The sequence below is a fragment of the Pseudovibrio japonicus genome (assembly GCF_014651595.1).
Classification (GTDB): domain Bacteria; phylum Pseudomonadota; class Alphaproteobacteria; order Rhizobiales; family Stappiaceae; genus Pseudovibrio; species Pseudovibrio japonicus.
This window is the reverse complement of sequence record NZ_BMXE01000001.1, coordinates 685,470-712,039: the sequence shown is the minus strand read 5'-3', so window position 1 is coordinate 712,039 and position 26,570 is coordinate 685,470. Positions and strand designations below refer to the sequence as shown.

Genomic DNA, 26,570 nt, shown 5'->3' with positions numbered 1-26,570 from the left:
CTGATAGGATACGATATGTTTGATGCGAAACTCCGCGGCTATATAGACCCGCCACTCAACAAGATGGGCAAAGCACTGGCAGATCTTGGATTTACTGCAACGGCAGTAAGCACGGTCGGGCTTGGGTTTGGCCTTGCAGCGGCAGCAGCGATTGCAGCCGGGCACTTTGGCATGGCACTGCTGTTTATCCTGCTCAACCGCTTCGCTGATGGGTTGGATGGTGCGGTCGCCAGGGCGGCAGGATCAACCCAGCTTGGCGGGTTTTACGACATCACCTTTGACTTCATCTTTTACGGCGCGATCCCGCTGGCCTTTGCCTTTGTCGCACCGGAGCAAAATGCACTCGCTGCTGCGGCTCTGCTTTTCAGTTTTTACATCAACGGGTCCACTTTCCTCGCATTCGCGACTCTGGCGCAAAAGCTGGGCATGGAAACATCACTGCGCGGAAAGAAGTCCTTTTATTACCTTGGAGGGCTGGCTGAGGGCTTTGAAACCATAGGTGTCTTTGTCATTTTCTGTCTCTTCCCCACTTATTTCTCATGGGTTGCATGGACTTTTGCAGCAATCTGCACACTTTCGGCAATTTCTCGCGTTTTCATGGTTCGGCATATGGTTTTGAACCACCCAGATCCTTCGGTGTAAGATCGTTGCTCTTGCGAAGACCAGGGTGTAAAGGCTAGACTTATTACAAATAGGATGCGTACTGCTGTTGTATTTGCAGCGGAATTTTCCTGAAAGTTGGGTTGTGCTATGTATCGTGCCGTTACCCGAGATATACAGATCACTGTAGAACCGTATTATCTTGCCGAGGAGTCGACCCCGGAGGATGAGCAGTTCTTTTGGGCCTATACTGTCTCGATTGAAAACATGAGTGGCGAAACCGTCCAGCTTAGGTCGCGGCACTGGTATATAATCGATGCAAACGGCAACACACAGGAAGTCAATGGGGCAGGGGTCGTCGGTGAGGAGCCAGTCATTGAACCGGGGGGCTCGTTCCAATATACATCCGGATGCCCGCTGAACACGTCCTCAGGCATTATGACAGGCAATTATCGGATGCAAACGGATAAAGGCGAGTTCTTTGCTGTAAAAATCCCGGCTTTCTCGCTAGACCTGCCAGATATGGTCAAAACCGTCCATTAGAAGCTTCGGCAAAGCTCATAGCGGATCAAGCATAGAACTTGTGGGCAGTGCAACACCGCCCGCCAAGCACGGATAATTGAAGTTACTGTGTGCGGAAACGGGCCTGCGCACCGCGCTCAATTGCAGCAATGGTCAGCTTGTCCAGCTTCAGGTGATTACGCAGCAATTGCAGCATGCGCACTTCTTCAGGGCTCACCCGCAAATCAGCCGCAGCAATCTCAACCCCAAGTGCGTAAGCTGTGTCGTGCAGTTTGGTTGGCAGGGAGTCCGCCACAAGCTCCAGCGTTTTGTTCATGCCGTTTTCGCCGGAAAGACGCTCGGCGCACTGCTGGGTAATCTTGATCAGATTATTGTCGTCAAAGTCTTTGAAGACAGGAAGAATGCCCACAATATCGCCAAGCTGACGGAGCTCTGCATCGCTCATCGCACTATCAGCGGCCGAAACCATCACCATCACATGAATAAGAGCTTCTTCTACGCTCAGTAATCTATCTATTGTACCCATATCTCCCCACAGCAAATAGCTTTGCTTCTTGGTTGGCCTTGAAAATCTACTCTGCCAAATCGTCTGGCAGCGCTTAATGACTGCAAAGGTAAGTTGGGTTATTGCCTCATACAAGGGGGTAGCGCCGAAAACCCGAGAACTTGCATTGACGTGGGCGCAAGTTTTACATAAGTTCGCGCAGCTTTCCGGCATCAAATCCCGCCGCAGAAAGCCAAACTCAACCACAGTTTTATCTCCAATTACGGATCTCAAAATCCATGTCTACGAACAGTTTGCCTCAACTCGATCTCAGCCCAGAACTTATCGAGGCGGCGCAGGTATCTAAAGCCTGGCCGTTTGAAGAAGCACGCAAACTGGTTAAACGGCTGGAGAAGAAACCCAAGACCGGGCCGGTCTTGTTCCAGACTGGCTATGGTCCATCTGGCTTGCCTCACATGGGCACCTTTGGCGAAGTTGCACGCACCACAATGGTCCGCACCGCCTTCCGGCTGCTCACGCAGGACAAGATCCCGACCAAGCTGATTTGCTTTTCAGATGATATGGACGGCTTCCGCAAGGTGCCAACCAATGTTCCTAATCAGGAAATGATGGCGTCTTTCCTTGGCAAGCCGCTGACCAGCGTGCCCGACCCGTTCTCCAACGAATACCCGAGCTTTGCAGCCGCAAACAACGCAAAGCTCATGGCATTCCTCGACAAGTTCGGCTTCGAGTACGAGTTTGTGTCCTCCACCGATTACTACAAGTCCGGTGTGTTCGACAAAGCCCTGCTGCGCATGCTGGAAGTCTACGACAAGATCATGGCAATCATCCTCCCAACTCTGGGGGAAGAGCGTCAGGCCACGTATTCTCCGTTCCTGCCAGTGTGCCCTCGCACGGGCATTGTATTGCAGGTGCCAATGGTAGACCGCGATGTCGAGAAAGGCACTGTGACCTACATTGACCCGGAAACCGAAGAACGCGTGGAGCTGCCGGTCACCGGTGGTCACGTCAAGTGTCAGTGGAAAGCTGACTGGGCGTTGCGTTGGTATGCGCTGGGCATTGACTATGAGATGGCCGGTAAAGACCTCATCGATAGTGTGAATTTGTCTGGCAAAATCTGTAAGGCTTTGGGCGCACCAGCTCCCGAAGGCTTCAACTATGAGCTTTTCCTGGATGAAAAGGGCCAGAAAATCTCCAAGTCCAAAGGCAACGGCCTGACCATGGAGGAGTGGCTGAACTACGCCTCGCAGGAGAGCCTGTCCCTGTTCAACTTCCAAAAGCCTAAGACTGCGAAGAAACTGTATTTTGACGTCATCCCGAAAGCGGTTGATGAGTACTGCACCTTCCTGTCCAAGTTTGAGAAAATGGATGCTCAGCAAAAGCTGATGAACCCTGTCTGGCATATCCATTATGGCAATCCGCCGAAGGAAGAAATGCCGGTTCCGTTTGCTATGCTGCTCAATCTCGTGTCGGCATCCAATGCCGTCAACAAGGACGTTTTGTGGGCATTCATCTCTCGCTATGCACCAGGTACATCTGCTCAGACGCACAAGATGCTGGACGAGCTGGTCGGCTACGCAATCCGTTACTACGATGATTTTGTAAAACCGATGAAGCAGTTCAGAGCGCCTGATGATGTTGAGAGGGAAATGCTCACCAAACTGGACGAAGTACTTGCTGGCCTGCCAGCTGATACTGATGGTGGTGATATCCAGAACGCAATGTACGACATTGGTCGCAATATTGAGCGTTACCAGAACACTGCAAAGCTGAATCCAGATGGTCGTCCAGGTGTTTCGCAGACATTCTTTTCAGCGATTTATCAAGTACTTCTGGGTCAGGAGAAGGGGCCACGGTTCGGGTCTTTCGTAGCCCTCTATGGCATCCCGGAGACCCGGGCCCTGATTGCAAAAGCACTTGCAGGAGAGCTTGCAGCGTGATGAATTAGCCCCCTCAAACGAGGGGGCTTTTTTATGTCTTTTCCTAGCTGGCTTACTTGGGCACTTTTGCCTGTCTACATTGTTGAGGGCTTGCGGGCGCGTGCCAGGTCCATTCGCCTTGCACCCGCTACCGGTCCGCTTTCAGGAACCATTGAGGGGCATGGCGAGCTGATTAACATGCTCGTTGTTGGGGATTCGTCAGTTGCCGCTATTGGCCTTGAGCACACGACCCGTGGTTTGACCTACACCATGGCAAAGAAACTGGCCGAAGTCAGCGGCCAGCCTGTCAAATGGCGTGCGGCAGGCAACAACTCTGCCACAGCTACGCAACTGCGCGATGTGGTCGTTCCCAATCTTCCATATGATGACTACACGCATGTTTTCATAAGCATTGGCATGAATGACCTGAAGAACTTCCATTCCAGCAGAGCCTGGAAGAAGGACTTCGGCGAGCTGATCTACGCGCTGCGCACCAAATACCCGAATGCGCGCATCTACTGGCCCAACCTGATGTCACTTCAATACGTTCCTGCCCTATCCAACGGACTGGCATGGGTGCTGGAACCGCGGCGTCACATGATCAACCGCATTGGCGCTCAGCTTTGTCACGAGCGCGGTGTGATCGCGTCCTCCGCTATCGCTGAAGCCTCTCGAGAGGCCTTCTGTGAAGACGGTATGCACGCAACAGCACTCGGCAACCAGCTTTGGGTCAATCACTCAGTTGCCGAACTTCTGGAACGCGGTCTCCTAGGGTTGGAACAGAAGGATGAAGTAGAAGATAAACAGCACGAGATGCACAGCGCCCTGTAGGGCGTTTGTCCGTGTGCCTGTAAAGGTGATCACGCTCAAGATAAGGGTCAGAAGGAGCAGGATCATATCTGTATCCTTCACACCGAGCACGATGTGAATGTCAAAGATCCCGGCTGCGATCAAAACAGCCGGGACTGTCAGCCCGATTGTTGCAAGGGCCGAACCAAGACAGATATTGACGGAACGCTGCAACCGGTTTGAAAGCGCTGCACGGAAGCTACCCAGCCCCTCAGGTGTCAGAACCAGAAGCGCAACCAGCACACCGGTGACGGCCACTGGCATGTGGAAACTTGAAATCCCATAGTCCACGAGCACAGCGAACTTCTTTGATAGCAGCACAATCGGGAGCATGGTCAGGATCAGGAAAGTGGCATGGTAGCCGGTCGAAAAGATCTCCAGATCGTGATCATCATCGTCATGAGTACTCTGGTCGTCATCCGCTTCATCCTTCGCCATCAGGAACGACAGGGCAACGCCTGAATGGGCTTTGGGTTGAATGAAGAACGATCTGTGCCGGATACTTTGGGTGGCAAGGAAGATCAAATAAAGCAATCCGATCATCACTGCAAAAGAGATCTGCTGTCCGGTAGAGAGGGAAGGATCAGCGGTTGAAGTGGTGTAACGGGGGAGAATGAGAGAGATAGTGACAAGCGGGATAAGAACAGAAAGGAAAGAGCGGGCCCCTTGAGTGTTAAAGGGCTGCTCCCCGTACTTGAGGCCGCCCAGAAGCAAACTGACGCCCACCATGCCGTTCAACACAATATGAAGTACCGCCAGCATGGTATCACGCGCCAGTGGCTCGTTGGTGCCCCCTGTCAGCATGATGGAAACGATCAGTGAAACCTCAATGCCAATTACTGAGAGCGTAAGGATCAGCGTTCCGTAAGGTTCCCCAAGGATCGCGGCTAGACAGTCCGCATGGCGCACCACACCAAAGGCGCACCACAACATGACGCCAAAAAGCCAGAGAAAACAGATCATCTGCACCAAAAAGCCGGCTGAAGGCTGCAATAAATCAGCTCCCGCCAAAAAGAAGAAGGCGGTAGTTGCAGCTCCTGCAAAAAAACAGGCCTCACGCTTAACAGTAGTCCCAAACCCTGACATTATTTTTTTATTCCTTAAGGCCCTGTATAAGGTTTATTTTCTCGCAGAGGTCTCTGCAGTCAAATCATTGCGCGGACGCCAGATAATGGCGGGCTCCCCCTCCATCATCAATGTTGAGGTCGAGGTGCTGTCATCGTCCAGCTCCTCCCAGGAGTTCACCAGCGTCGCGGTTTCATCCTTATTTAGGTGCACCATTTTCGAACGCCAGATGCCTTTCTCTGATTGTCGAGCTCGTTCTGCAATTTTTTTCAATGTATTAGGCGCATCGCTTCCCGCCTTTGCCCATCCATTCTTGATGAGCCAAGTGGCAAGATCATGATTGCCAACACTACAAGTGGCAGTGAGTTTATCATCATGCACGGCTTTTAGATCGGAGCAGGTGACACGTTTTTGTCGAATGAAAGCACGTAAAGCTGTTCTTGCTCGAACGCCACACTGCCACCTTTCACCATCTTCACTGATGCAAGTTGCGCGTAGTGGCACAGGCCGGATGTGATTGAGAGAAATCCACTTCGTTTTATCACGTAAGGTTGCACCGTCAACCGCCACTGCACGGTAAAGGATCAGTTCTTTCGGAAGTGGCTGATTGGACCTGCGCAGCTCCTTCACATAGGCAACCCGCTCAAGCGGTCCGGTGACCGGTGGAGGGGGCGTACGCGTGCCTCCTACGTTGCGCAGTGTTTGGGGATGTTTCGGTGGCGCTTGGGGGATCCGCCCCTCCGCCACTCTGCGGGTAGCCTCCAACGCTGCAAGTTCCCGCTTCCGTTCTTCATCAGATGAGCGATGCTCGATCGGGAATGAGGATGGGCGATACAGAGTCCGCGCATTCCCAGGTGGGGTGGTTTGTGAGTTGTGCTGGATGAGTGCGAAGAGGCCTGCACCCAGAAGTGATGCTCCAATAAGAAAACACGTGGTCTTGGTAATCCGCATAGGGGCCCTGTTTGATTATTGGCTCACCCATGACACCCTTGCCGTCCAGACCAGATCTGCAACCTGAAACACCCGTGGTTTGTCTTCAGGGGTGTCCCGTCGAAACTCAATGCGCTCGTTCGTTTGCCGCTGCAAAGCACCGCAATGAAGATCTCCGGTTGTAGTTGCAATCAAAACATGGTCATTGCGCCGTAAAGAAGTCTCGGGAGAGACGATTATAATTTGTCCTTCCCTGTAGTATGGTTCAAAACTATTACTCGAAACTTCAAGCGCGAAGAATTTATCACTCTGAGAACTGGGAAAAATGAAGCTATCGCAGAATTTGTCCAGCTGAAAATCAGAGAGATCCTCCAAATCAACCTCACTTAACTCGTCACTGGTGCAAAGATAAGCGGGAAATGATCTGAAGTGCGTGTTGGAGCTCTCCGGCTTCTCTTGCAGCAAAGAGGCAAAGTCCATGAAGGTCATCTGCGTGACTTCCAGCACTTTTGCAAGCGACTCGGTAGAGGGCCAGCGCGGACGCCCATCTGATGCAAATCGCTTTGATGGATTGAAGGAGGTCGGGTCTAGTCCAGCTCTGCGTGCAAGCCCCGAAGGCGTCAGCTGATGCCGAACCGCCAGTTTGTCCAGTGCGGCCCAAAGGCGCTCATGATCCAACATAGGTCCTCCTGCGGTGAAGATAAGAGTGCTGAAACAAAATGGTTGGACCTTGGTTCTAGGTATGCCTGTTGAATACGTCAAACAAACACAACCAAAAATGGGTTTGTTGTAGCTCATTAAATCGTTATGCGATCAGATCATGCATTTAATGAGCTAAGGGAGAGAGCTATCTAGGAAATTGAACGATAGACGGCAATGCTTCGCGGAATCGATGAAATGTAAAGGATTGGCGATTAGACCAAATAATATCAAGATACCTGCACGCTATAAGTATAGGCGGGCAATTAGGAACTCCAGTGAATGCAATCAAGGTTTTGCGCAACCAAGGCAATCCTTACAATTGCCAGTATGATCGCGATCATCGCTCTCCTTCTTGTTTCCGTCAGATCTATTCACAAACCTCCCGCTCTTGCATTGCTGATAGCCAAGGAACTCCCATCACTGAAGTTAACTGCATGGGAGCCTAAGTCGATAAAAACATGGCTTTTGGAAATCTATGGCGATGAAGAAAAGATATTCTTGGAAGTATTACATCTGAGTGGAAAATCTTGGTTTTATGATTCTGGTGAATGTAGCTGCAGAGTTCTGATTATGGATGTTCCCGTTAACGCATTGGGCTACGGATTTTTGCCAGAGCAGACAGTTAGGTTTGTTTTTAGCCCGAAAAGAGACAGAATTGAATTGTTGGATGCAGTCATAACTCGCGAGATGATATAGGAAAAAAGTAGCTCAGTAAGTTTGAACAGGTGAGCAAAGAGAGTGCTGAAACAGGCGCAGGAATGCCCCCATATAAGCAAGCCTAAACGCTTCAATATAATCCTGTTTGTGGTGAATAAATTCCTATTGCAAGCTTTAGTCGCAATTGGGGGTTGTCAGTCCCTGATTTGTCGATGTATGAGCATGACTTCAGTTGAGTAGTCGTCTCTCCTGAAAGGCAAACCCAATGTCCCTTATATTCAAGATCGCCCCCAAGGCGCTTTGGCAGGAAGCTGAAGCCGCCGGTTTTTTCGCGGGTGCACCGATCGACCTGGCCGATGGTTTCATCCATTTCTCCGGCGCGGAAACTGTAAAAGAAACAGCAGCGCTGTACTTCGCGGGACAAACCGATTTGCTACTGATTGCCGTTGAAAGCGAAGACTTTCCTGAAGAGCAAATGAAGTGGGAGGCCTCCCGCGGTGGAACACTCTTTCCGCACCTGTATGGCAAGTTTTCTGTTTCCAAAGCAAAATGGGTCACACCGCTTCCGCTGGATGCTAATGGCAATCACGAGTTTCCGGAGCTATAAATGTCGATTGAAAACCTGATCAACAAAGTCGGAATCCGGGCGCTGCATTGTCTGGACCCTGAGACCTCGCACAACGCAACCATCAAAATGCTTTCCACGGGTCTGGCCCCGTCCTTTGGCCAGATCAAGGACAAGGCGCTGGAATACAAGTGGGGCGACCTGACCTTCAAGAACCCGGTGGGCATGGCTGCTGGATTCGACAAGAACGCTCAGGCAATCACTCCCTTGATGAAACTCGGCTTCGGCCACGTCGAGGTTGGAACGGTGACGCCCTTGCCGCAGGAAGGCAACCCAAAGCCAAGGAACTTCCGCCTCAGCGCCGACCGTGCGGTGATCAACCGCTACGGCTTCAACAATGATGGCCACGACGTCGTTTATGAGCGCATCCGCAAAGTTGGGCGCACACCGGGTGTTCTGGGCATTAACATCGGTGCAAACAAGCTTTCCGAAGACCGTGTCGCCGACTATGTGCTAGGCGTAAAGCGGTTCGCTGAGCTGGCCGACTACCTGACTGCCAATATCTCGTCCCCAAATACACCGGGCCTGAGAGACCTTCAGGAGAAAGACGCATTAGCCTACCTCCTTTCGGCCATTATGGACGCGCGCAACGAGCAGGAAGATCGTCTGGGCCGCAAGGTGCCGGTAATGCTCAAGATCGCCCCTGACGTCACCGAAGAAGCGATCAAGGAGATCGCGGAGGTTGTCATGACCGAAAAGGTCGATGGCATGATCGTCTCCAACACCACCATCGCCCGCCCGTCCGCGCTTAAGGACAAGGTGCAGGCCAAGGAAGCCGGCGGCCTGTCAGGCGCGCCGCTGTTCGAGCGCTCCACCATCGCTCTGGCCAAAACAAGACGAGCAGTGGGACCGGACCTGCCGCTCTTCGGCGTCGGCGGCGTCGATACACCAGAGAAAGCGGCTGCCAAGATCTTTGCAGGTGCAAACCAGATCCAGCTCTATTCTGGGATGGTCTATGAAGGGCAGGGGCTGGTGAAGAAGATCAACCACCATCTGTCCCGTCTGGTCGCGCTGCGCGATGTCTCCAACCTGCAGGATCTGGTGGGGATCGACAATGACCTTTGGGCGGACAAACCGCTCGATCTCTAGGCACGAACAAATTTTTTGCAAAAAGGCTGGGTCTGATAAAAGTCCCGGCCTTTTTTGTAGCGCACGCCAATAAAATCCGCAGCACTTGTAGCACTACAAAAGTCACGCGCTGGCGCAGCAAAAAGGGCCCGTTTACCTGTAAAACGGCGGTCGAACCGAAGTCTGCCAAAACTTTAAACTGAAGCTCCGATTGCACTGCACCCACCCTGCCAAAATCTGCCTCTTGTTATTGTCAACTTCTAATAAACAGACAGTCTACCAAGTGAAGAATTGTTCATGCGCCTCGTTGCTATACCTTTGTAAACATAACAACACAAAGGAATGATCATGACAAAGGTTCTTGTTTTATATTACTCCAGCTACGGCCACATCGAAACCATGGCAGACGCCATCCGCGAGGGTGCTCAGGACGTGGAAGGAACGGAAGTTGTGGTCAAGCGCGTTCCTGAACTTGTTCCTGAGGATGTAGCTCGCAACAACCATTTTAAGGTTGACCAGAAAGCACCAGTTGCGGAGCCTGCCGAGCTGGCGGACTACGACGCCATCATTTTTGGAACGCCCACCCGCTTCGGCAATATGGCAGCACAAATGCGCAACTTTCTTGATCAGACCGGCGCTCTGTGGTTCGGCGGTCAGCTGATCGGCAAAGTTGGTTCTGTGTTCACCTCAACTGGTACCGGTGGCGGCAATGAAACAACCATCACCAGCTTCTGGTCAACGCTGGCTCACCACGGCATGGTGATTGCGGGCCTGCCGTATTCAAGCCCGGAACTGAGCAAAATCTCCGAGGTCCGCGGTGGTTCACCTTACGGTGCCAGCACCATTGCCGGTCCCGATGGCTCACGCCAGCCGACTGAAGATGAGCTGAAGCTTGCCCGCGATCAGGGGCGGCACGTAGCCGGAATTGCAAAGAAACTTGCTAAGGCCTAAACGGCCCCAAAACCTCTCGATATTTTTCAAAAACAACTTAATTGCCTGCGCGATGTGATCTGAAACACAACCTGTCGTTTGTGGGGTTGCGCAGGCAATAATGCATACGTATACCTTTGTACACAATTTAACGCAAATACATACAAGAGACATTTAAATGACTGACCAAATCACATTGCAAAACGAAAATCAGGCTGTCGTTGTAAACGGCGAAACCTTAAGCTCGCAAACCTTTCCGGTTGAAACCCCAGGGCCATTCGACGTTCAGGTTCGCCTGCACGCCGCAAGCTTGAATGCGCGCGATCAGATGATCCGCAAAGGTCAGTACGGCGAAATGCCGGCAGACCTTGTCGCACTCTCCGATGGGGCAGGTGAAGTGATCGCCGTTGGCGAGAAGGTAACCAAATGGTCCGTTGGCGACCGGGTCATGCCAACTTTCTTTCAACAGTGGCTCGAAGGGCCGTTTGTCCCCCATATGCTCGGCTCTGCGCTGAGCTCCGCCGAATACCCAGGCATCCTTAGAGAGCAGGCCAATTTCCATGAGGATACGCTGGTTCGTATCCCTGACCACCTAAGCTTCCAGGAAGCGGCCACACTGCCGTGCGCAGGCGTAACCGCGTGGCACGCGCTGTTTGAACAGCACCGCACATTGAAGAAGGACGACCTCGTCCTGATACAAGGCACAGGCGGCGTCGCAATCTTTGCGCTACAGCTCGTAAAAGCATTCGGCGCCCGCGTCGCGCTCATCAGCTCCTCAAATGAAAAGCTGGCAAAAGCAAAGGAACTGGGCGCAGACATCACCATCAACTACAAAGAGGTCCCAGACTGGGATGCAGAACTGCACCAGCTGACCGACGGACACGGCGCAGACGTGGTTCTGGAACTGGGTGGTAAGGACACATTGGAACGCTCCATTCGTGCCGTTGCACCTCACGGACTAATCTCTCAGGTGGGCGTCTTGACAGGCTGGGCACATGCACCGGAAAACATCAGTGATCTGGTCCTGAAGAACGGGTCTTTGGCTGGCGTTCTGGTTGGTTCACGCACCTACTTTGAGCACCTGTCCGTGTTTGTCGCCAAACACCAGATCAAGCCGCTCGTAGAAAAAGACTTCACTATGTCCGAGGTTGAAGCTGCTTATGACTACATGGAAAAAGCCCAGCACATGGGCAAAGTCACAATAAGCATCGCTTAGTAGTTATCACCTAAGAGTGATACTGCCTGCCTTGCCCGGCAATCCCCCTCCGGGCAAGGCAATTCTTCTTCAGGTGCTCAGACCTTCAGCCTCAGCCTTCTGCAGCCCATCAAAGTGCTGTCGCTCGCGAATGTAGCACATAAAGCTCAAGCTCAGCCCACGTGCCCCGAAGAACACCAGCAGGGAGAACCACAAGCCGTGGTTTCCATAAATTGGATAAAGCAGGTAGTAGCTTGCAAGGAATAGGATGGTGGAGACCACCACCGAGTTCCGCATATCCTGAGACCAAGTTGCCCCAATAAATATCCCATCCATCTGGAAGGCCAATGTGCCGATGATCGGTGTCAGAACGGCCCAGATCATAAAGGTCCGGGCGGTCTCACGTACCTCCGCATGGGTGGTCAGCAAGTCAATTACGGCTCCGCCTGCCAGCCACAGCACAACAGCTGCGCCAAAGGAAAGCCCAAATCCCCAGCCCACAGAAAGGCGCAGGGCCTTGCGGAAGGCCGTGCGCTGCTTTGCACCAATGGCTTGCCCAACAACCTGTTCAGCAGCCGAGGCCGTTCCATCCAGAAAGAAGGCGGCAACCAGAATGAATTTTTCAAGCACAGCATTGGCCGCAAGCACCACTTCTCCCTGCGCCGCACTGCGCGAGGTGAAGAAGCCAAACGCAAACAACATCACCATGGACCGGATCATGATGTCCCGGTTCAGCGCCAGCATGGGCTTTAGCTTTTCCCAAATGATGATCTGCGAGAAGGTAGGCAGCGGCGCACCGTTCAGCTCCCGTTTGATCAGGTAAAGGCCAAGGCCGAATGTTAGCGCCTCTGCAATGAAGGTGGCAATGGCTACGCCGGGAATGCCCCAGTTAAAGCCCAGCACAAACACAACTGAGAGCACCATATTGGTCACATTCAGGAAGGTCTGGATAAGCAGCCCGATACCAGCTTTGCTCAGGCCCAGATACCAGCCCAAAATGGAGTAGTTGGCCAGAACAAACGGCGCGGAAAACGCACGGATCGCAAAATAGGTGGCAGCCGCTTCCTGAACAGCCTCTGTGCCGCCGATAATTGGAAGACCAAACTGCAAAATAGGCCATTGCAGGAAGATAACAACAACCCCGCCAATGATGCCCAGCAACAACGCACGCGCCAGCACAGCCCGTAATTCTGGCCCATTGTTAGCACCAAGTGACTGGGCAGCAAGACCGGTTGTGCCTGCCCGCAAGAAATAGAAAAACGCACCAATCACATCAAACAGGATGGTACCAACAGCCAGACCACCCAAAAGGGCGGCATCGTGTAACTGCCCGATCACTGCCGTATCCACCAGTCCCAGCAAGGGAGTGGAGATGTAGGCCAATGTCATAGGAACAGCGAGCGCCAGAAAAGAGCGGTTCGTCACCTTAAAACTTGTAGACACGCAAAAAACCTTCGAACGCACGAGCGCCAGAAAAACAGGCAGCTCAAAATGGATTGCATAATCAGAGTATCCTTCGCTCTTATTGGTTTGTTCCTTGTTTGTCCATACACATTACGGAGGGCCTAGGGAAATCGTAGTGTGCCCAAATTTGGAGGCAGATCCATGCAAAGAGCACGCGCGGAAAGCACGCGCAAACAAACAATAGCAAAACGCTCTACCTGAAGCACTAGGCCAGCTGTTCAGGAAGCAGGTTGATTAAAGATAAGAGTTAAATCGCCAAGGTTTGTGGAGTAAAGGTAGATCTATTTTTCGATGTTATTTATTGGATACTTAATATGCATGTATTGACTATGTAAATCTTTTAGTTGTTCTTTGTTTGAGTAAGAATAGTGCCTTAATATCGCCCATTTGCTAGTGGTAGAAATATTGGTTTCAGTAATGGAAAAGCGATCAAGTCACCTCATTACAAGGAAAAAAGTAGATGCCTAGACTACTATTGAGTGCAGCCGTTCTAGTTCTCTTCTCCGCAGCCAGTGCCTTTGCAGCCCCTCCACCGCAGGTTGGCGACACAAGTAAAGGTCAAACCCTGACAGACGACAGCGGTATGACCCTGTATATCTATTCTGACGACCCAAGCGGACAGTCAACTTGTGACCACCTCTGCGCGTTCCTTTGGCCTCCATATGAGGCTGATGAAGGTGCATCTGCAGAAGGTGATTACAGCCTCGTGACTCGCAGTGACGGAACGCAGCAATGGGCCTATGACGGCAAACCACTCTATACATACCGTCTTGATACAGCTCCGGGCGATATCTCCGGTGATGGTGTATTGAACGAGTGGTCTGTTGCACAGCCTTCCGGCTCATAATCTGTATTAGCTCGCCATCGCGCAGGCTGGCAGATTCCAATCTTGAGCTTGCGACAGCGACTGCTGTAAGAAGAAGACAACTGAAACCGTGGTCCAGATGTCTTCTTTGAGCAAAATAGCAAATACAGAACTCGCAATACCGATGATAGTCAGCGGCGCACCTTCACAAAAGGTGGTGCCGCTGTGAAGCTACCAATCGTGCATCATCCCGCCTACACGGCAGATATTCCCGAAAACCACCGCTTCCCGATGCGCAAGTATGCCGGCGTGGCTCAGTGGTTGAAAGAAACCGACCCGCACGGCGGGCTCTATGAGTTTCACGAGCCCACACCAATCTCCAGAGAGAACCTGCTGCGCGTTCATGCTAAGGACTATGTCGATCAGGTCCTCTGCTGTCAGGTCCCCCGCGCCATTGCCCGCGAGATCGGCTTTCCAATGAACGAGAGCGTGTCCTTTCGTGCGCAATGCGCTACAGGAGGCTCTCTGCTCACCGCAATGCTGGCTTTGGAGCACGGTATTGCCTGCAACACCGCAGGCGGCTCACACCACGCTCGAATTGCACAAGGCGCAGGCTTTTGCGTGTTTAATGACGTGGCTGTTGCCGTTAGGACCGTGCAAACCATGCGCATGGCATCCCGCGTGCTCATTATCGATCTAGATGTCCATCAGGGTGACGGCACTGCCGACATCTTCGCCCATGACGCCAGCGTCTTCACGCTCTCCATTCACTCAGAAAAGAACTACCCGGTCCGCAAGAGAGCCTCCACGCTCGATGTGCCTCTGCGGGATGGTATGGAAGATGACGAGTACCTGACGATCCTTGAGGAGACACTTAAATCGGTCCTCGCCACCTTCAAAGCCGATCTGGTGTTCTTCAACGCTGGCGTTGATCCGCACCATGAGGACAGGTTAGGACGTCTCGCCCTTTCGGACGATGGCCTGCGTAAAAGAGAGGATCTGGTCTTCAGGATGGTAAGGAATGCAGGTATCCCAATGGCAGGTGTCCTAGGGGGAGGGTATTCCTTCGATCTAGGACTATTGGTTAGTCGTCATGCAATTTTGTACCAGACCGCCGCGAAGTACCTATGATGTAAAACTAAGTTCTTTTGCATAGAATTTAAGTAAAATTTGAGGCATTACCCTCAAGAATTAGTGGGGTAAATGTGCCTTGCCATTTTCTGAAAAATGCGCAGTATCCCCTTCGTAAGCTGTAAGAAGAAGAGCCTCGTAAGCCTGGGAGACAAGTATGGGTGTTGTGCTCACCGATAGAAGCGTCGTACTGGACACGGCCGATTATATGATCCGCGAAAGTGGCCTGTTGGGCTTGGATGTAAATCAACTTGCCAGCACCACCGGAGCGAGCAAACAGGACATCTCAAGAATGTTCCCCTCGAAGAACGGGGTGGAACGGGCTGTGCTGGAACGGTACATCGACCGCTTCCTGCAAATTTTGGGTGACCCCGTCATGCAAACGCTCCACTTCCGCAGAGCGTTGGACACCTACATTGCAGCCTTTCAGGCAGGTATGACAGATGGTGGCGAGCTGTTCCTTTCAGCCGTGCTCGGGGACAAGGACGATGATTTGCCCGAAGACCTTCAGCAGCTGGCCGCAACCTTCGCCCGCCGCAACCGCCTCTGGCTGGCAGATCTCTTGGAATACAGCGGTGACTGGTCCTCTGAAGAAGCGCTCGTGAAATCAGATTTTGTACTTGCTGCTCTGGAAGTTGCCGTCCTGATGGGCAACACCAGCGAAGATCCGGAGATCTTCGACAACCTCTCCGTCAACATCCACAATATCTGCATGCAGTAAATGGGCCTGTCCCAATGGGCTGGCGCTGTTAGCGCCCGCGCCAGTTCATGAGCCGGGAGATAAACCAGAGCGGTACCACCACCATGGCGCCAAGCAGGAAGTAAGAGCCAAAGCGCTCAATTGCAGAGAAGCCCATATTCCAGATCCTGACAAAGAACTCCTGCACGGAGTAGATCAGCGTCAGCGGCGAAAAGTCCAGCGCAGCCAGGATAATTCCGACAATCAGGGACAGAAAAATCAGCCGAAAGAGAACCCGTGCTGGCGAGTCTCCAAGAAAACGGTTGAACTTATCGTCTGACATCAAGATCTCCGCTGTACCAAAGCGTATCCCATAAAAATAAAGCCGATCACCGGCAGGAATACGCGCAAAAATTGAAAGCCAAGGCAGTTTGACTGCTCTAGGTTAAAAGCATATTGCTTAAGATTGATTTCTATATAGGAAGCCCGAGGGATATTGCATAGATGCAAATCCACTTTGTGCCCCTCCCATATTGCCGAAAGTTATTGGTGTGCCGTTTATTACCTACGCTGCGGAACCTGACGACGCAGACCTCCTAGCAAACATATACGTAACCTCCACGCACGACAGCCGCAAAGCGTTGGGGCATTCAAACCCCGATGGGTTACGCCGTAGCTTCTTGCAAAGCTTTAATCCTGCACAGACGTTCAAGCTGGTGCGCGGATGTAAAACAATCGGGTTCTACACGCTGCTCGAGCAGCTTGATCACGTGGAGCGGGGCCAACTCTGGTTATTGCCAGAAGAGCAAGGGGAAGATGTTGGGACAGCCGCTATCAAGCAGGCGTTATCCTTCATTCTGAAACGCGCTGAACCGGAAGATATCGAACAACTCGCTGACCTTCGCGATGAGGCTATGAAAGATGAATGGGCGGCAAACGGCCTGACCGACTATGCCCTTGCTCGCAGACATTTCTTTGAAGACTACAAGCCCGAGGCAACATGGAAGATTGAGCAAGATGGGGAACTGCTCGGCTTTGCGGCCATCCATGAGTATGATGAGTTTATCCATCTGGACATGATCTACCTACTGCCGGCCGCACAAGGGCAGGGGATCGGCTCACAAATCCTTCAAAACCTCAAGGAGCACGCACAGCAGGTCGGCAAACCAATCCGTTTAGGAGCGCTCCGCATCAGCAACTCCAACAGGTTCTACAAGTCCCACGGCTTCCACTTCACGCACAACGTGGATTTCAACAATTACTATGAATATGCTCCGCAAGTCCCTTCCGAGCGAGCCTCCGGGCGCTTGGAGCAGGCGAAAGCTGAGGACTTTGATCTGCTAGCAGACCTGCGCCAGCACGCCATGAAGGACAATATGGAAGCCAATGGCCTGTTCGACCATGCGCTCTACCGCCAATACTTCAAAAACAGCTTCGACCCGGCCTCCACATGGAAGATCACCGAAAACGAAGAAGTCCTTGGCTTCTACGTACTCTGGAACAAACCTGACCACCTCTATCTGGAACGCCTCTACTTCCTGCCCAAAGCACAGGGCCGTGGCATCGGGGCAGAAGTCCTAACCCACCTGAAACAACAGGCCACACAGCAAAACAAACCCATCAAACTCGAAGTCCTCCCCAAAAGCCGCGCCAACGCCTTCTACCAGCACAACGGCTTCACACTGCTTGAGGAGCGGGAGGACGAGAATGTCTATGAATGGAAGCTGTCGCAGCTCACGGATACTTGTGGCGACTTCGCGGTGGATGCTGCCGACAAGTCTGACTTCAATCTGCTTGCCGATATTAGGCAAGAGGCTATGCAAGAAGAGTGGGCAGCGAACGGAATGTTTGATCACTCCGCTTATGGGAGAGAATTCGAGAAGACGTTTGATCCTGCTTTCACACGCAAAATTACGCTACAGGGCAAAACGGTAGGCTTCTATGTTTTGTGGGAGCGTGACGACCACCTCTATTTGGAGCGACTCTATATTCAAGTCAACGTCCAGAGCCGTGGGATTGGAAGCGGCGTTCTGACCTATTTGAAGAAATACGCCGAAGAGCAGCGTAAATCAATTACGTTGGAAACCTTCCCAGAAAGCTGGGTGAATGATTTTTATCTTAGAAACGGTTTCCGATTGATCAAGGCCAGTTCCAACGAAAAACGCTACGACTTCGTACCTGCATCTGTAGAAGCACCAGCCTAATAAGAACCTAATATGAGGCCAACTCATCAATGCCGTTAGTTCTATCTGGATAGCTTCGCAACGGAGCGTAGGTATGAGTAGCTGCGGCTCGTGGTCCTTCCATACTCCAATGTTGAAAGCGCGCTTGTCAGCTGACACCTTTCTCGTCATCCCGCACAAGCGAAGCGCGATGCGGGATCCATGCCTTGGATGCTGAAGTGTTGAGTTTGTCGCTCTGGATCCCGCATCAAGTGCGGGATGACCGGGCCTGAAACTCCTCAATAAAAAACGCCGGCGAGACCTCTCCCACCGGCGCTTCCAACTCTAACTAGGCGGCTGGGCTCATATGCCCAGCCGATCCCGTATTACTCAGCAGCTTCTGCAATAGCTTCTACAGGGGAGAACTTACCGTAGTAGGTCTCGCCAGCTTCTGCCATTGCGCGCAGCTGTTTGTTTGGTGCGAAGCGGTCGCCGTACTTGGCAGCCAGCTTGTCACAGCGTTCCACGAACTCTTTGGTGCCGATGCCGTCGATGTAAGACAGCGTGCCACCGGAGAATGGTGCAAAGCCGAAGCCAAGGATGGAACCAACGTCTGCTTCACGAACGTCTGTCAGACAGTTCTCTTCAAACACGCGAGCGGTTTCAAGAGCCTGAATGCCCAGCAAGCGATCTTTCAGTTCTTCAACGTCAAACTCATCAGCGGACTTGGATGGACCAGTGATCTCGGTGATACCAGGCCACAGAGCCTTGTCCTTGCCTTTGTAGTCGTAAAAGCCCTTGGAGTTCTTACGGCCAAAGCGCTCGTTCTTAACAACCATCGCATCAAGAATGGTGTCAAAACCGCTGGAAGGATAAGCATCGCCAAGGTCTTTCTTGGTTGCTTCTTTAATCTTCCAGGCAAGGTCCAGAGCAACTTCATCACCCAGAGAAAGCGGACCAACAGGCATGCCTGCCATCTTGCCAGCGTTCTCGATCATGGCTGCCGGTACACCATCGGAAAGCATCATGATGCCTTCGCGAACATAGGTGCCAACCACGCGGGAGGTGTAAAAGCCTCGGCTGTCGTTTACAACAATCGGGGTCTTCTTGATTGCCTTCACGTAGTCCAGAGCAACAGCAGTTGCCTTGTCCTCGGTCTTCTCACCCAGAATGATCTCAACAAGCATCATCTTGTCCACTGGGGAGAAGAAGTGAATGCCGATAAAGTCAGCTGGACGGGAAGAAGCTTCTGCCAGAGAGGTGATCGGAAGGGTAGAGGTGTTGGACGCGTAGACTGCAGAAGCTGGCATCGCCGCTTCAGCTTTCTCGGTTACAACACGCTTCACTTCACGGTCTTCGAACACAGCTTCAATCACCAGATCCACATCGCTCAGAGCGCTGTAGTCGGTGGTTGCGGTGATCAGGCCGAGCAGCTTTTCTTTCTTCTCAGCTGTAGACTTGCCGCGCTTGATCGCTTTGTCCATCAGGCCTTCAGAGTAAGACTTACCCTTGTCAGCAGCTTCCTGAGATTGGTCGATCAGAACAACCTCAAGGCCAGCTTTCGCTGTCACGTAAGCAATACCTGCACCCATCATGCCTGCGCCAAGAACGCCAACCTTCTTCAGGTTGCTTTCCGGTACGCCAGCTGGACGGCGAGCACCTTTGTTCAGCTCCTGCATGGAACCAAACAGGGAGCGAACCATGGCAGCTGCTTCCTTGCTCTGCAGAACATGCGCAAAGTAGCGGCTCTCGATGGTCAGACCAGCGTCGATTGGAACCATCAGACCTTCAACAACAGAGTGCAGCATGTAGCGTGCGCCCGGATAGTTGTCATAGGTGTTCTGACGGTAGATCGCGTTCGCTGCTGGCCAGAACTGCATGCCCGCTGGGGAATAAACCTTACCAGTCGGGATTTTGAAGCCCTTCTTGTCCCAAGGTGCAACAGGGTCAACACCTTCTGAGAGCATCTTCTTGGCAGCGTCAATCAGGTCAGCCTCAGGCGCAACAGCGTCGATCAGCTTCAGGCGCATGGCCTTCTTCGCATCAAGGTTCTGACCGGTCATCAGGAACTGCAAGCCGCCCTGAAGGTCAGGAACCAGACGCATAACACGCTGTGTACCACCAGCACCTGGGAACAGACCCACCTTAACTTCAGGCAGAGCCATCTTCAGGGTGTCTTCAGCACCAACACGCTTGTGACAGGCCAGTGCCAGCTCGGTACCACCGCCCATGGCAACACCATTGACAGCAGCCACATATGGCTTACCGGAGGTTTCCAGCTTGCGTAGGATGAGAGAAAGCTTACGTGTGCCTTCAAACAGTTCCTTTGCAGCACCTTCCGCATCAACGCCCTGACGCTTCTTATAAGTCGCAAGTGCCTTGCCGATCATGGAAAGGTCAGCACCAGCGGAGAACGCTTTCTTGCCGGAAGCTACAACAACACCTTTGATAGCGTCGTCGGCAGTGATGTCGTCGATCACTTTGTCCAGCTCGTTAATGACGGAATCGTCAAAAACGTTCATCGGCTTTTCAGGTGAGTCCCATTTCAGGACTGCAAAACCGTCTGCATCGGTTTCAAGGGTAAAGTGTGTGTAAGTCATGTCTATCTCTCCCCTTAAACGCGCTCAATGATGGTTGCTGTACCCATGCCTGCACCAATACACAGGGTCACGAGAGCTGTGTTTTTGTCCTGGCGCTCCAGCTCGTCAAGAACTGTACCAAGGATCATTGCGCCAGTTGCACCCAGTGGGTGACCCATCGCAATAGCACCGCCATTCACGTTCATCTTGGAGTGGTCTATTTCAAACGCCTGCATGTAGCGCAGAACAACAGCAGCAAATGCTTCGTTCAGCTCAAACAGGTCGATATCGCCAATTTCCATGCCGGAGTTTTTCAAAAGCTTCTCGGTCACATCAACCGGACCGGTCAGCATCAGAGCAGGGTCAGAACCGATGTTTGCGAAAGCCTTGATGCGTGCACGTGCTTTCAGGCCATAAGCTTCACCAGCTTCTTTGGAACCCATCAGCACAGCCGCTGCACCATCCACGATACCGGAGGAGTTACCAGCATGGTGCATGTGGTTGATCTTTTCGATCTCAGGGTGTGCCTGAATGCCAACAGCGTTAAAGCCGCCCATGTTGCCCATCATCTCGAAGGATGGGTTCAGACCTGCAAGAGACTGCATGTCTGTTTCAGGACGCATATGCTCGTCATGGTCCAGAATGGTCAGGCCGTTGATGTCGCGCACAGGAACAACAGAGTTCTTGAAGCGGCCTTCATCCCATGCCTTTTTCGCACGGCGCTGGCTCTCTACAGAGTAAGCATCCACATCGTCACGGGTGAAACCGTATTTGGTGGAGATCAGGTCTGCAGAAACGCCCTGAGGCATAAAGTAGGCAGGAATAGCAACCTGCGGCTCTGCAGGCCATGGACCGCCTGAAGCACCAAGACCAACACGGCTCATCGCTTCCACACCGCCGGAAATCACCAGCTTGTTCTGGCCGGACATGATTTGGGAAGCACCCATGTTCACCGCATCAAGACCGGATGCGCAGAAACGGTTGATCTGCATACCTGGAACAGAGCGGTCATAGCCTGCTGCAAAAACAGCAGCACGTGCAATGTCAGAGCCTGCATCGCCTACCGGGTCAACACAGCCAAGCACAACGTCGTCTACAAGCTTGGTGTCAAGCTCATTGCGGTCTCTGATGGCTTCAAGAGCGTTCGCCGCAAGGCGTGCTGTCGAAACTTCATGCAAAGAGCCGTCTTTCTTGCCGCGCCCACGTGGGGTGCGAACATGATCGAATATAAGGGCGTCTGCCATATTGTCCTCCGCAAAAATTGGTCAGGCTGGTGTAGGCATAGGGTGGCCGGGCATAAGGTCATAAGGGGCTACCCAACCGGGCAGGGCCTTAATTCGCTCAAGCCATGCATTCACATTTGAAAAAGGGCCGAAGTCCACACCAATCTCTTCTGGCCAAAACAGGTATCCGCATACCGAAAGGTCTGCGATTGTTGGGCGATTTGCAACAAGGAAGGTATGATCCGCAAGGCGCTTATCCAGAACCTTGAGGGCTGCGATGGCCCGACCTTCAAAAAAGCGGGTCACATCCGTCTCACCGGTTTTTACCATGGCGCGCAGGAAGCGCAGGGTAGCCACATAGCCAGTCAGCTTGTGGTTATCCCAGAACAGCCAGCGCAGGATTTCCCGGCGTTCTTCCTCGTTCTCCCAGCCAAACGTGCCAAGCTGCTGGGAAAGGTATTCCAGTATCACGGCAGACTGTGTCAGCCGTGTTTCCCCGTGCACAAGCACAGGAATTTCACCCATCTCGTTCTGTTCGCTACGAAACTCAGGATCGCGGGTTGCACCATTGAAAAAATCGACCCACTCAGGGGTCCATGATGCCTTTGACAGCTCCAGCATCAGCGCAACCTTGTAGGCATTGCCACTCTGCGCAAAACACTGAAGTTTATATTCCGCCATATCGCACTCCTAAAATCTGTTAGCTTAATATATCAGATCGAGACTAGGGCAGGACAAGAGCCCGGGAAAGGTCCCGGGCCCCTGAATTGCGATAATTTGATCAGAACGCTTCCGCGTCCAGGCTCATCATGGTGTCAGCACCGGTGGAGATGCGTGCCAGATGCGTAGAAGATTCTGGCATCACGCGTTCCATGAAGAACGTACCAAGGGTCAACTTTGTTTTCAGCCAGTCTTCCTGACCGTTTGCGCCCTCTTTGATCTTGCGGTTCGCAGCAATTGCGATCTTGGTCCACATGTAACCAAGAGCCACCAGACCGAACAGGTGCATGTAGTCGTTGGAACCAGCGCCAGCATTGTCCGGGTTCTTCATTGCATTCTGCATGAACCACATGGTCGCTGCCTGAAGGTCGTTCAGGGACTGCTTCAGACCCTTCATGTAAACGCCAAGCTCTTCGTCGCCTTCATGTTCTTTAATGAACGCGCCGACTTCTTTGAACCACGCCTGAACCGCACGACCGCCGTTTGCAGGCAGCTTACGGCCAACAAGGTCAAGCGCCTGAACGCCGTTCGCACCTTCGTAGATCATGGCGATACGCGCATCACGCACGAACTGGTCCATACCCCATTCCTGGATATAGCCGTGACCACCAAAGACCTGCTGAGCCATAACGGTGTTGTCAAAGCCTTTGTCCGTCAGAACGCCTTTTACGACCGGGGTCAGCAGACCCATGATGTCGTCGGAAGTCTGCCGTTCAGTATCGTCCTGGGACAGGTGGGATACGTCGCCATGCAGCGAGGTCCACATGTAAAGAGCGCGAGCCGCTTCGTTGAAGGAGCGGATGGTCATCAGGACACGGCGGATATCCGGGTGAACGATGATCGGGTCAGCTGGCTTATCCGGGTTCTTAGGTCCGGTGAGGGAACGACCCTGAAGACGGTCCTTCGCGTAAGCCAGAGCGTTCTGGTAAGCCACTTCAGACTGAGCCAGACCCTGAATACCAACGCCAAGGCGTGCTTCGTTCATCATGACGAACATGGCACGCATGCCTTTGTGCTCTTCACCAACGAGATAGCCGACGGATTCGTCATAGTTCATGACACATGTGGAGTTGGCGTGGATACCCATCTTCTCTTCGATGGCACCAACACTCACGTTGTTTGACTCAGCTGGATTTCCGTCTGCATCGAGCTTCTTCTTAGGCACGACGAACAGGGAAATACCCTTGATACCTTCAGGAGCACCTTCAATACGTGCCAGAACAAGGTGGACAATGTTCTCAGCAAGGTCGTGGTCACCAGCGGAGATGAAGATCTTCGTGCCGGAAATCTTGTAGCTGCCGTCGCCCTGTGGAACAGCCTTTGTGCGCATCATGCCAAGGTCGGTACCGCAATGTGGCTCGGTCAGGTTCATGGTACCTGTCCATTCGCCACTTGCCATCTTCGGCAGGTAGGTGTCTTTAATTTCGTCGTTTGCGTGAACAAGCAGAGCTGCCATCGCACCGGCGGTCAGGCCCGGATACATCGCAAACGCCTGGTTTGCGGAACACAGGTACTCATTCAAGATAACAGAAAGGGTCGCAGGCATGCCCTGGCCGCCATACTGCTCAGGAATGGAAAGACCACCCCAGCCGCCTTCCGCATAAGCCTTGTAAGCTTCTTTGAAACCCGCAGGTGTTGTCACTGTTCCGTCTTCATGGCGGGTACAGCCAGCCTTGTCGCCGCTCAGGTTCAGAGGCTGCAGGATCTCTTCAGAGTACTTTGCGCCTTCTTTCAAGATAGCTTCTACAAGATCAGGAGTTGCCTCGGAGAACCCAGGCAGGTTTGAATGTTTTTCGTAACCCAGAACATCTTTGAGCAAAAAGAGTGTATCTTCAACGGGAGCACTATAACTCGGCATAGCAATTTTTCCTTCCGACCAACCGAAGAGGCGCGACATAACGTTTGCGTAAACGTCAACTTGTGACGGAATATAGAACGGCCTCGCGCTCACGGCAAGTTATACCCAAGTGTAATTTCTTAGGGTCAAGTACATATCCGCGGAATCCTGCGGGGTTTCATGGGGGAACTTCCCTGTGAAATCTCACGGTGCCGTACTTGTACACTATGAAACCAAAGGTAAATCCGTGTCTGGCACTCAATCTTGAAGGGAAAATGTGGCATGAAAGCGAGAATCGCCTTCTCGCGAAAATGTGATGATCCGGCTTCCGTCAACGCGCTTCGCCCAGCCCTGATCCAGAAAGAAAGAGAGCAGGGCTGTTCCAGCGATGCCCGCCAGATGTGAGCGTCGTGCACTCCAGTCCAGACAGGATTTGCATAAGGGCCGCCTTTTGTTTTCCTTCTCCGGCAGCACAACACCCAGCTCACTCAGAAAGCCCCGTCCATCTCCGGTCAGATGCAACTGCTCGCCATCTTCCACGAGGAAGCCCCGCGTCAGCAAACTGTCGTAAGCCTGAACACCATACTCACCAGCCAGATGGTTGTAGCAGATACGCGACCTGCGCAGCGCAGGCTCTTTGGGTCCGGTCCTCACACGCGTCATCCCTGCGCGCATGGCAATTCCGCTCATGGCCTCTAGCAGCTCGGCAACATCACTATCTGCAAGGCTGTAATACTTGTGCCGTCCCTGCCTGCGTAATTTGATAAGCCCGGCCTCCGCCAATCGTCCCAGATGAAAGCTGGAGGTTTGCGGCGTAACGCCCGCTTCCTGCGCCAGCTCGCTTGCGGTCAGAGCAACACCGGTCATAAGCGCCTGCAACATGTTCGCCCGCGCCGGATCTCCAATGAGCGCGGCAATCCCGGCAATGTTCGGTCCTTCTTTCATGGCAGTTCCATCCTCCCTGACTGTGGACGGACTTATAGCACACACACAGAATTGATTGTTCGATCACGATCGAAACAATCGCTCTCACCCGCTTGCTAGACCCAGAGCATCGAAAAACCAAACCGGAGGAGTATCATGCTCACTTGTGTCATCCGCTATCAAATTGACCCGACGAAAAAGGCTGAATTCCAGCAATATGCCCGCAACTGGGGACAGGCCATTCCGCGCTGCGGAGCCGACCTCATTGGCTACTACGCCCCCCATGAAGGTTCTACAACACTGGCCTATGGCATCTACAACGTGCGCAGTCTGGCCCACTACGAAGAGTACAGAGCCACCCTTGCAAAAGACCCGCTTGGTCGTGAAAACTACGAGTTCGCCATGCAAGAGAAGTTCATCCTGAGAGAAGACAGAACCTTCCTCAAGCTTGCCTCTCACCCGCATGCAAAACCGTGACTGCCAGCCAACCACCGAAAGCCATAGAATGATTGCCGTTATCTTTGAAGTTGAGCCTTACCCACACCACAAAGCCAGCTATCTGGAGGTAGCCGCTGCGATTAAGCCGGAATTGGAAAAAATTCCCGGCTTCATCTCAGTTGAGCGATTTCAGAGCCTCACAAATCCGGACAAAATTTTGTCACTGTCATTTTTTGAAGATGAGGAAGCCGTGAAGCGCTGGCGTACTCAGGAAAAGCATCAGGAGGCGCAGCAGCTCGGAAAAAGTGAATATTTTCAAAAATATCGCATCCGTGTGTCGAGCGTTTTGCGAGATTATGGGTTGGATAACACCTGACCGAAGACTGTCAGCGAGAAACACCCCAGATTTATAGGTGAAAAGTATTGAATCTAGAATTTTGGGATAAAGCACAGATCCAAACAGAAGCTACAAAACAAAAAGGTGGGCTAAACTCCCACCTTTTAAAACCAGTGAGTTAGCTGGTTTTCTCTTTCAGCATACCCTCAACGATACTAACGGTGCGCTGCAGATCTTCAATCGCTTCATCGATATTGGCACGCTGGCCTTCGAGCACCTGGATCTGTTCCTGAAACCGTCCCAATGCCACTTCAAGTTGTGTCACCTGCCCATCGCGCAGGTCATACAAGTCCAGCATGTCGCGGATTTCAGAAAGAGAAAACCCAACACGTTTGCCCATCAAAACCAGCTTTAAGCGAGCCCGGTCCCGCCGGTTGTAAACTCGGTTAAGCCCGTCACGCTTAGGATTCAGGAGGCCTTTGTCCTCATAAAACCGAAGAGTGCGGAGCGTGATGTCAAATTCCTTTGCCAGATCGCCAATGGAAAACTGCGTTTTTTTTCCCTGACCCAATTCATTGGCAACAACATCAACAATCATCTCATTGATATGTAGGGCTTCGCTCATCTGCTTGACCTATTCTTCTTTGCTTGCGCGACACTGCCGGTAATCTGCGACCCGTGTGCAGGAGTGCATGCTAATGATG

At 52.5% G+C, this 26,570-nt stretch carries 27 protein-coding genes; 15 read left to right on the top strand and 12 right to left on the bottom strand.

Annotated elements, in window-relative coordinates; all coding sequences use genetic code 11:
- The first annotated feature begins 15 nt into the window (after positions 1-15).
- Together IE076_RS03140 and apaG are read left to right on the top strand one after the other, a co-directional pair.
- Positions 16-642: a CDP-alcohol phosphatidyltransferase family protein gene (locus IE076_RS03140; protein ID WP_189435265.1), complete on the top strand. Its 627-nt coding sequence runs from the start codon at positions 16-18 to the stop codon at positions 640-642.
- Positions 643-750: 108 nt separating this feature from the next.
- Entirely contained in the window at positions 751-1,143 is a 393-nt protein-coding gene (gene apaG / locus IE076_RS03135; RefSeq protein WP_054663013.1) for a Co2+/Mg2+ efflux facilitator ApaG/CorD, read from the top strand.
- Positions 1,144-1,225: 82 nt separating this feature from the next.
- Here apaG and IE076_RS03130 read toward each other — a convergent pair whose 3' ends face one another.
- The gene (locus tag IE076_RS03130) at positions 1,226-1,639 is read right to left on the bottom strand and encodes a tellurite resistance TerB family protein (RefSeq protein ID WP_189435604.1); all 414 of its coding nucleotides are present in this window, start codon (positions 1,637-1,639) and stop codon (positions 1,226-1,228) included.
- A gap of 266 nt (positions 1,640-1,905) precedes the next feature.
- Between IE076_RS03130 and IE076_RS03125 the strand changes: the two genes are divergently transcribed.
- Positions 1,906-3,567, top strand: a complete 1,662-nt coding sequence (locus tag IE076_RS03125; RefSeq protein ID WP_189435263.1) for a lysine--tRNA ligase — start codon at positions 1,906-1,908, stop codon at positions 3,565-3,567.
- 33 nt (positions 3,568-3,600) lie between these two features.
- Positions 3,601-4,377, top strand: a complete 777-nt coding sequence (locus tag IE076_RS03120; protein ID WP_189435261.1) for an SGNH/GDSL hydrolase family protein — start codon at positions 3,601-3,603, stop codon at positions 4,375-4,377.
- Here the strand turns inward: IE076_RS03120 and IE076_RS03115 are convergent.
- The 3 genes from IE076_RS03115 to IE076_RS03105 all read right to left on the bottom strand — a co-directional run bounded on the left by IE076_RS03115 (position 4,315) and on the right by IE076_RS03105 (position 7,071).
- Positions 4,315-5,388: a calcium:cation antiporter gene (locus IE076_RS03115; RefSeq protein ID WP_244649581.1), complete on the bottom strand. Its 1,074-nt coding sequence runs from the start codon at positions 5,386-5,388 to the stop codon at positions 4,315-4,317. The genes IE076_RS03120 and IE076_RS03115 overlap by 63 nt on opposite strands.
- Positions 5,389-5,514: 126 nt before the next feature.
- Entirely contained in the window at positions 5,515-6,411 is an 897-nt protein-coding gene (locus tag IE076_RS03110; protein WP_189435255.1) for a thermonuclease family protein, read from the bottom strand.
- A gap of 15 nt (positions 6,412-6,426) precedes the next feature.
- Positions 6,427-7,071, bottom strand: coding sequence for a S24 family peptidase (locus IE076_RS03105; protein WP_189435253.1), 645 nt, complete (start codon positions 7,069-7,071; stop codon positions 6,427-6,429).
- Between the two features lie 300 nt (positions 7,072-7,371).
- Between IE076_RS03105 and IE076_RS03100 the strand changes: the two genes are divergently transcribed.
- From IE076_RS03100 to IE076_RS03080, 5 genes are all read left to right on the top strand, one after another.
- The gene (locus IE076_RS03100; RefSeq protein WP_189435251.1) at positions 7,372-7,788 is read left to right on the top strand and encodes a hypothetical protein; all 417 of its coding nucleotides are present in this window, start codon (positions 7,372-7,374) and stop codon (positions 7,786-7,788) included.
- Positions 7,789-8,014: 226 nt separating this feature from the next.
- Positions 8,015-8,356 carry a DUF952 domain-containing protein gene (locus tag IE076_RS03095; RefSeq protein ID WP_189435249.1) on the top strand — a complete coding sequence of 114 codons (342 nt, stop codon included), beginning with the start codon at positions 8,015-8,017 and terminating at the stop codon, positions 8,354-8,356.
- Positions 8,357-9,463 carry a quinone-dependent dihydroorotate dehydrogenase gene (locus IE076_RS03090; protein WP_189435247.1) on the top strand — a complete coding sequence of 369 codons (1,107 nt, stop codon included), beginning with the start codon at positions 8,357-8,359 and terminating at the stop codon, positions 9,461-9,463.
- Between the two features lie 327 nt (positions 9,464-9,790).
- Positions 9,791-10,393 (top strand): NAD(P)H:quinone oxidoreductase, encoded by a 603-nt coding sequence (gene wrbA, locus IE076_RS03085; RefSeq protein WP_189435246.1) that lies wholly within the window; start codon positions 9,791-9,793, stop codon positions 10,391-10,393.
- A 157-nt stretch (positions 10,394-10,550) separates the two neighbouring features.
- Complete coding sequence (locus IE076_RS03080) at positions 10,551-11,588, top strand: zinc-dependent alcohol dehydrogenase family protein (RefSeq protein ID WP_189435244.1); 1,038 nt, start codon at positions 10,551-10,553, stop codon at positions 11,586-11,588.
- Between the two features lie 69 nt (positions 11,589-11,657).
- On the opposite strand, the gene IE076_RS03075 is transcribed toward IE076_RS03080, so the two are convergent.
- Positions 11,658-13,010, bottom strand: a complete 1,353-nt coding sequence (locus IE076_RS03075; protein WP_189435242.1) for an MATE family efflux transporter — start codon at positions 13,008-13,010, stop codon at positions 11,658-11,660.
- 481 nt (positions 13,011-13,491) lie between these two features.
- Here IE076_RS03075 and IE076_RS03070 point away from each other — a divergent pair, with 481 nt between their 5' ends.
- From IE076_RS03070 to IE076_RS03060, 3 genes are all read left to right on the top strand, one after another.
- On the top strand, positions 13,492-13,878 hold the full coding sequence (locus IE076_RS03070; RefSeq protein WP_189435241.1) for a COG4315 family predicted lipoprotein: 387 nt from the start codon (positions 13,492-13,494) through the stop codon (positions 13,876-13,878).
- 249 nt (positions 13,879-14,127) lie between these two features.
- On the top strand, positions 14,128-14,967 hold the full coding sequence (locus IE076_RS03065) for a histone deacetylase family protein (RefSeq protein WP_189435603.1): 840 nt from the start codon (positions 14,128-14,130) through the stop codon (positions 14,965-14,967).
- A gap of 157 nt (positions 14,968-15,124) precedes the next feature.
- Positions 15,125-15,688: a TetR/AcrR family transcriptional regulator gene (locus IE076_RS03060; RefSeq protein WP_189435239.1), complete on the top strand. Its 564-nt coding sequence runs from the start codon at positions 15,125-15,127 to the stop codon at positions 15,686-15,688.
- A 28-nt stretch (positions 15,689-15,716) separates the two neighbouring features.
- Here IE076_RS03060 and IE076_RS03055 read toward each other — a convergent pair whose 3' ends face one another.
- The gene (locus IE076_RS03055; protein ID WP_189435237.1) at positions 15,717-15,989 is read right to left on the bottom strand and encodes a DUF6460 domain-containing protein; all 273 of its coding nucleotides are present in this window, start codon (positions 15,987-15,989) and stop codon (positions 15,717-15,719) included.
- Between the two features lie 190 nt (positions 15,990-16,179).
- Here IE076_RS03055 and IE076_RS03050 point away from each other — a divergent pair, with 190 nt between their 5' ends.
- Positions 16,180-17,850, top strand: coding sequence for a GNAT family N-acetyltransferase (locus tag IE076_RS03050; protein WP_189435235.1), 1,671 nt, complete (start codon positions 16,180-16,182; stop codon positions 17,848-17,850).
- A gap of 344 nt (positions 17,851-18,194) precedes the next feature.
- On the opposite strand, the gene IE076_RS03045 is transcribed toward IE076_RS03050, so the two are convergent.
- The 5 genes from IE076_RS03045 to IE076_RS03025 form a co-directional block, all read right to left on the bottom strand.
- On the bottom strand, positions 18,195-20,408 hold the full coding sequence (locus IE076_RS03045; protein ID WP_189435233.1) for a 3-hydroxyacyl-CoA dehydrogenase NAD-binding domain-containing protein: 2,214 nt from the start codon (positions 20,406-20,408) through the stop codon (positions 18,195-18,197).
- A gap of 14 nt (positions 20,409-20,422) precedes the next feature.
- Complete coding sequence (locus tag IE076_RS03040; protein ID WP_189435231.1) at positions 20,423-21,631, bottom strand: acetyl-CoA C-acetyltransferase; 1,209 nt, start codon at positions 21,629-21,631, stop codon at positions 20,423-20,425.
- A 21-nt stretch (positions 21,632-21,652) separates the two neighbouring features.
- The gene (locus tag IE076_RS03035; RefSeq protein WP_189435229.1) at positions 21,653-22,291 is read right to left on the bottom strand and encodes a glutathione S-transferase family protein; all 639 of its coding nucleotides are present in this window, start codon (positions 22,289-22,291) and stop codon (positions 21,653-21,655) included.
- 100 nt (positions 22,292-22,391) lie between these two features.
- Positions 22,392-24,188, bottom strand: coding sequence for an acyl-CoA dehydrogenase C-terminal domain-containing protein (locus IE076_RS03030; protein WP_189435227.1), 1,797 nt, complete (start codon positions 24,186-24,188; stop codon positions 22,392-22,394).
- 237 nt (positions 24,189-24,425) lie between these two features.
- Entirely contained in the window at positions 24,426-25,112 is a 687-nt protein-coding gene (locus tag IE076_RS03025; RefSeq protein WP_189435226.1) for an ArsR/SmtB family transcription factor, read from the bottom strand.
- A gap of 135 nt (positions 25,113-25,247) precedes the next feature.
- Between IE076_RS03025 and IE076_RS03020 the strand changes: the two genes are divergently transcribed.
- A complete protein-coding gene (locus IE076_RS03020) occupies positions 25,248-25,568 on the top strand; it encodes an NIPSNAP family protein (RefSeq protein WP_189435224.1) in 321 nt (106 codons plus the stop codon).
- A 28-nt stretch (positions 25,569-25,596) separates the two neighbouring features.
- A complete protein-coding gene (locus IE076_RS03015; protein ID WP_189435222.1) occupies positions 25,597-25,905 on the top strand; it encodes an antibiotic biosynthesis monooxygenase family protein in 309 nt (102 codons plus the stop codon).
- Between the two features lie 139 nt (positions 25,906-26,044).
- Here the strand turns inward: IE076_RS03015 and IE076_RS03010 are convergent, their stop codons facing one another.
- Entirely contained in the window at positions 26,045-26,491 is a 447-nt protein-coding gene (locus IE076_RS03010) for a MerR family transcriptional regulator (protein ID WP_189435221.1), read from the bottom strand.
- Positions 26,492-26,570: the final 79 nt, after the last annotated feature.

Excerpts from the sequence above, each read along its gene's own strand:
- IE076_RS03125 (WP_189435263.1), top strand. The coding sequence starts at position 1,906 with ATGTCTACGAACAGTTTGCCTCAACTCGATCTCAGCCCAGAACTTATC.
- IE076_RS03095 (WP_189435249.1), top strand. The coding sequence starts at position 8,015 with ATGTCCCTTATATTCAAGATCGCCCCCAAGGCGCTTTGGCAGGAAGCT.
- IE076_RS03015 (WP_189435222.1), top strand. The coding sequence starts at position 25,597 with ATGATTGCCGTTATCTTTGAAGTTGAGCCTTACCCACACCACAAAGCC.
- IE076_RS03020 (WP_189435224.1), top strand. The coding sequence starts at position 25,248 with ATGCTCACTTGTGTCATCCGCTATCAAATTGACCCGACGAAAAAGGCT.
- IE076_RS03035 (WP_189435229.1), bottom strand. The coding sequence starts at position 22,291 with ATGGCGGAATATAAACTTCAGTGTTTTGCGCAGAGTGGCAATGCCTAC.
- IE076_RS03065 (WP_189435603.1), top strand. The coding sequence starts at position 14,128 with ATGCGCAAGTATGCCGGCGTGGCTCAGTGGTTGAAAGAAACCGACCCG.
- IE076_RS03040 (WP_189435231.1), bottom strand. The coding sequence starts at position 21,631 with ATGGCAGACGCCCTTATATTCGATCATGTTCGCACCCCACGTGGGCGC.
- wrbA (WP_189435246.1), top strand. The coding sequence starts at position 9,791 with ATGACAAAGGTTCTTGTTTTATATTACTCCAGCTACGGCCACATCGAA.
- IE076_RS03100 (WP_189435251.1), top strand. The coding sequence starts at position 7,372 with ATGCAATCAAGGTTTTGCGCAACCAAGGCAATCCTTACAATTGCCAGT.
- IE076_RS03025 (WP_189435226.1), bottom strand. The coding sequence starts at position 25,112 with ATGAAAGAAGGACCGAACATTGCCGGGATTGCCGCGCTCATTGGAGAT.
- IE076_RS03010 (WP_189435221.1), bottom strand. The coding sequence starts at position 26,491 with ATGAGCGAAGCCCTACATATCAATGAGATGATTGTTGATGTTGTTGCC.
- apaG (WP_054663013.1), top strand. The coding sequence starts at position 751 with ATGTATCGTGCCGTTACCCGAGATATACAGATCACTGTAGAACCGTAT.
- IE076_RS03045 (WP_189435233.1), bottom strand. The coding sequence starts at position 20,408 with ATGACTTACACACACTTTACCCTTGAAACCGATGCAGACGGTTTTGCA.
- IE076_RS03030 (WP_189435227.1), bottom strand. The coding sequence starts at position 24,188 with ATGCCGAGTTATAGTGCTCCCGTTGAAGATACACTCTTTTTGCTCAAA.
- IE076_RS03120 (WP_189435261.1), top strand. The coding sequence starts at position 3,601 with ATGTCTTTTCCTAGCTGGCTTACTTGGGCACTTTTGCCTGTCTACATT.
- IE076_RS03080 (WP_189435244.1), top strand. The coding sequence starts at position 10,551 with ATGACTGACCAAATCACATTGCAAAACGAAAATCAGGCTGTCGTTGTA.
- IE076_RS03060 (WP_189435239.1), top strand. The coding sequence starts at position 15,125 with ATGGGTGTTGTGCTCACCGATAGAAGCGTCGTACTGGACACGGCCGAT.
- IE076_RS03070 (WP_189435241.1), top strand. The coding sequence starts at position 13,492 with ATGCCTAGACTACTATTGAGTGCAGCCGTTCTAGTTCTCTTCTCCGCA.
- IE076_RS03140 (WP_189435265.1), top strand. The coding sequence starts at position 16 with ATGTTTGATGCGAAACTCCGCGGCTATATAGACCCGCCACTCAACAAG.
- IE076_RS03105 (WP_189435253.1), bottom strand. The coding sequence starts at position 7,071 with ATGTTGGATCATGAGCGCCTTTGGGCCGCACTGGACAAACTGGCGGTT.
- IE076_RS03110 (WP_189435255.1), bottom strand. The coding sequence starts at position 6,411 with ATGCGGATTACCAAGACCACGTGTTTTCTTATTGGAGCATCACTTCTG.
- IE076_RS03055 (WP_189435237.1), bottom strand. The coding sequence starts at position 15,989 with ATGTCAGACGATAAGTTCAACCGTTTTCTTGGAGACTCGCCAGCACGG.
- IE076_RS03090 (WP_189435247.1), top strand. The coding sequence starts at position 8,357 with ATGTCGATTGAAAACCTGATCAACAAAGTCGGAATCCGGGCGCTGCAT.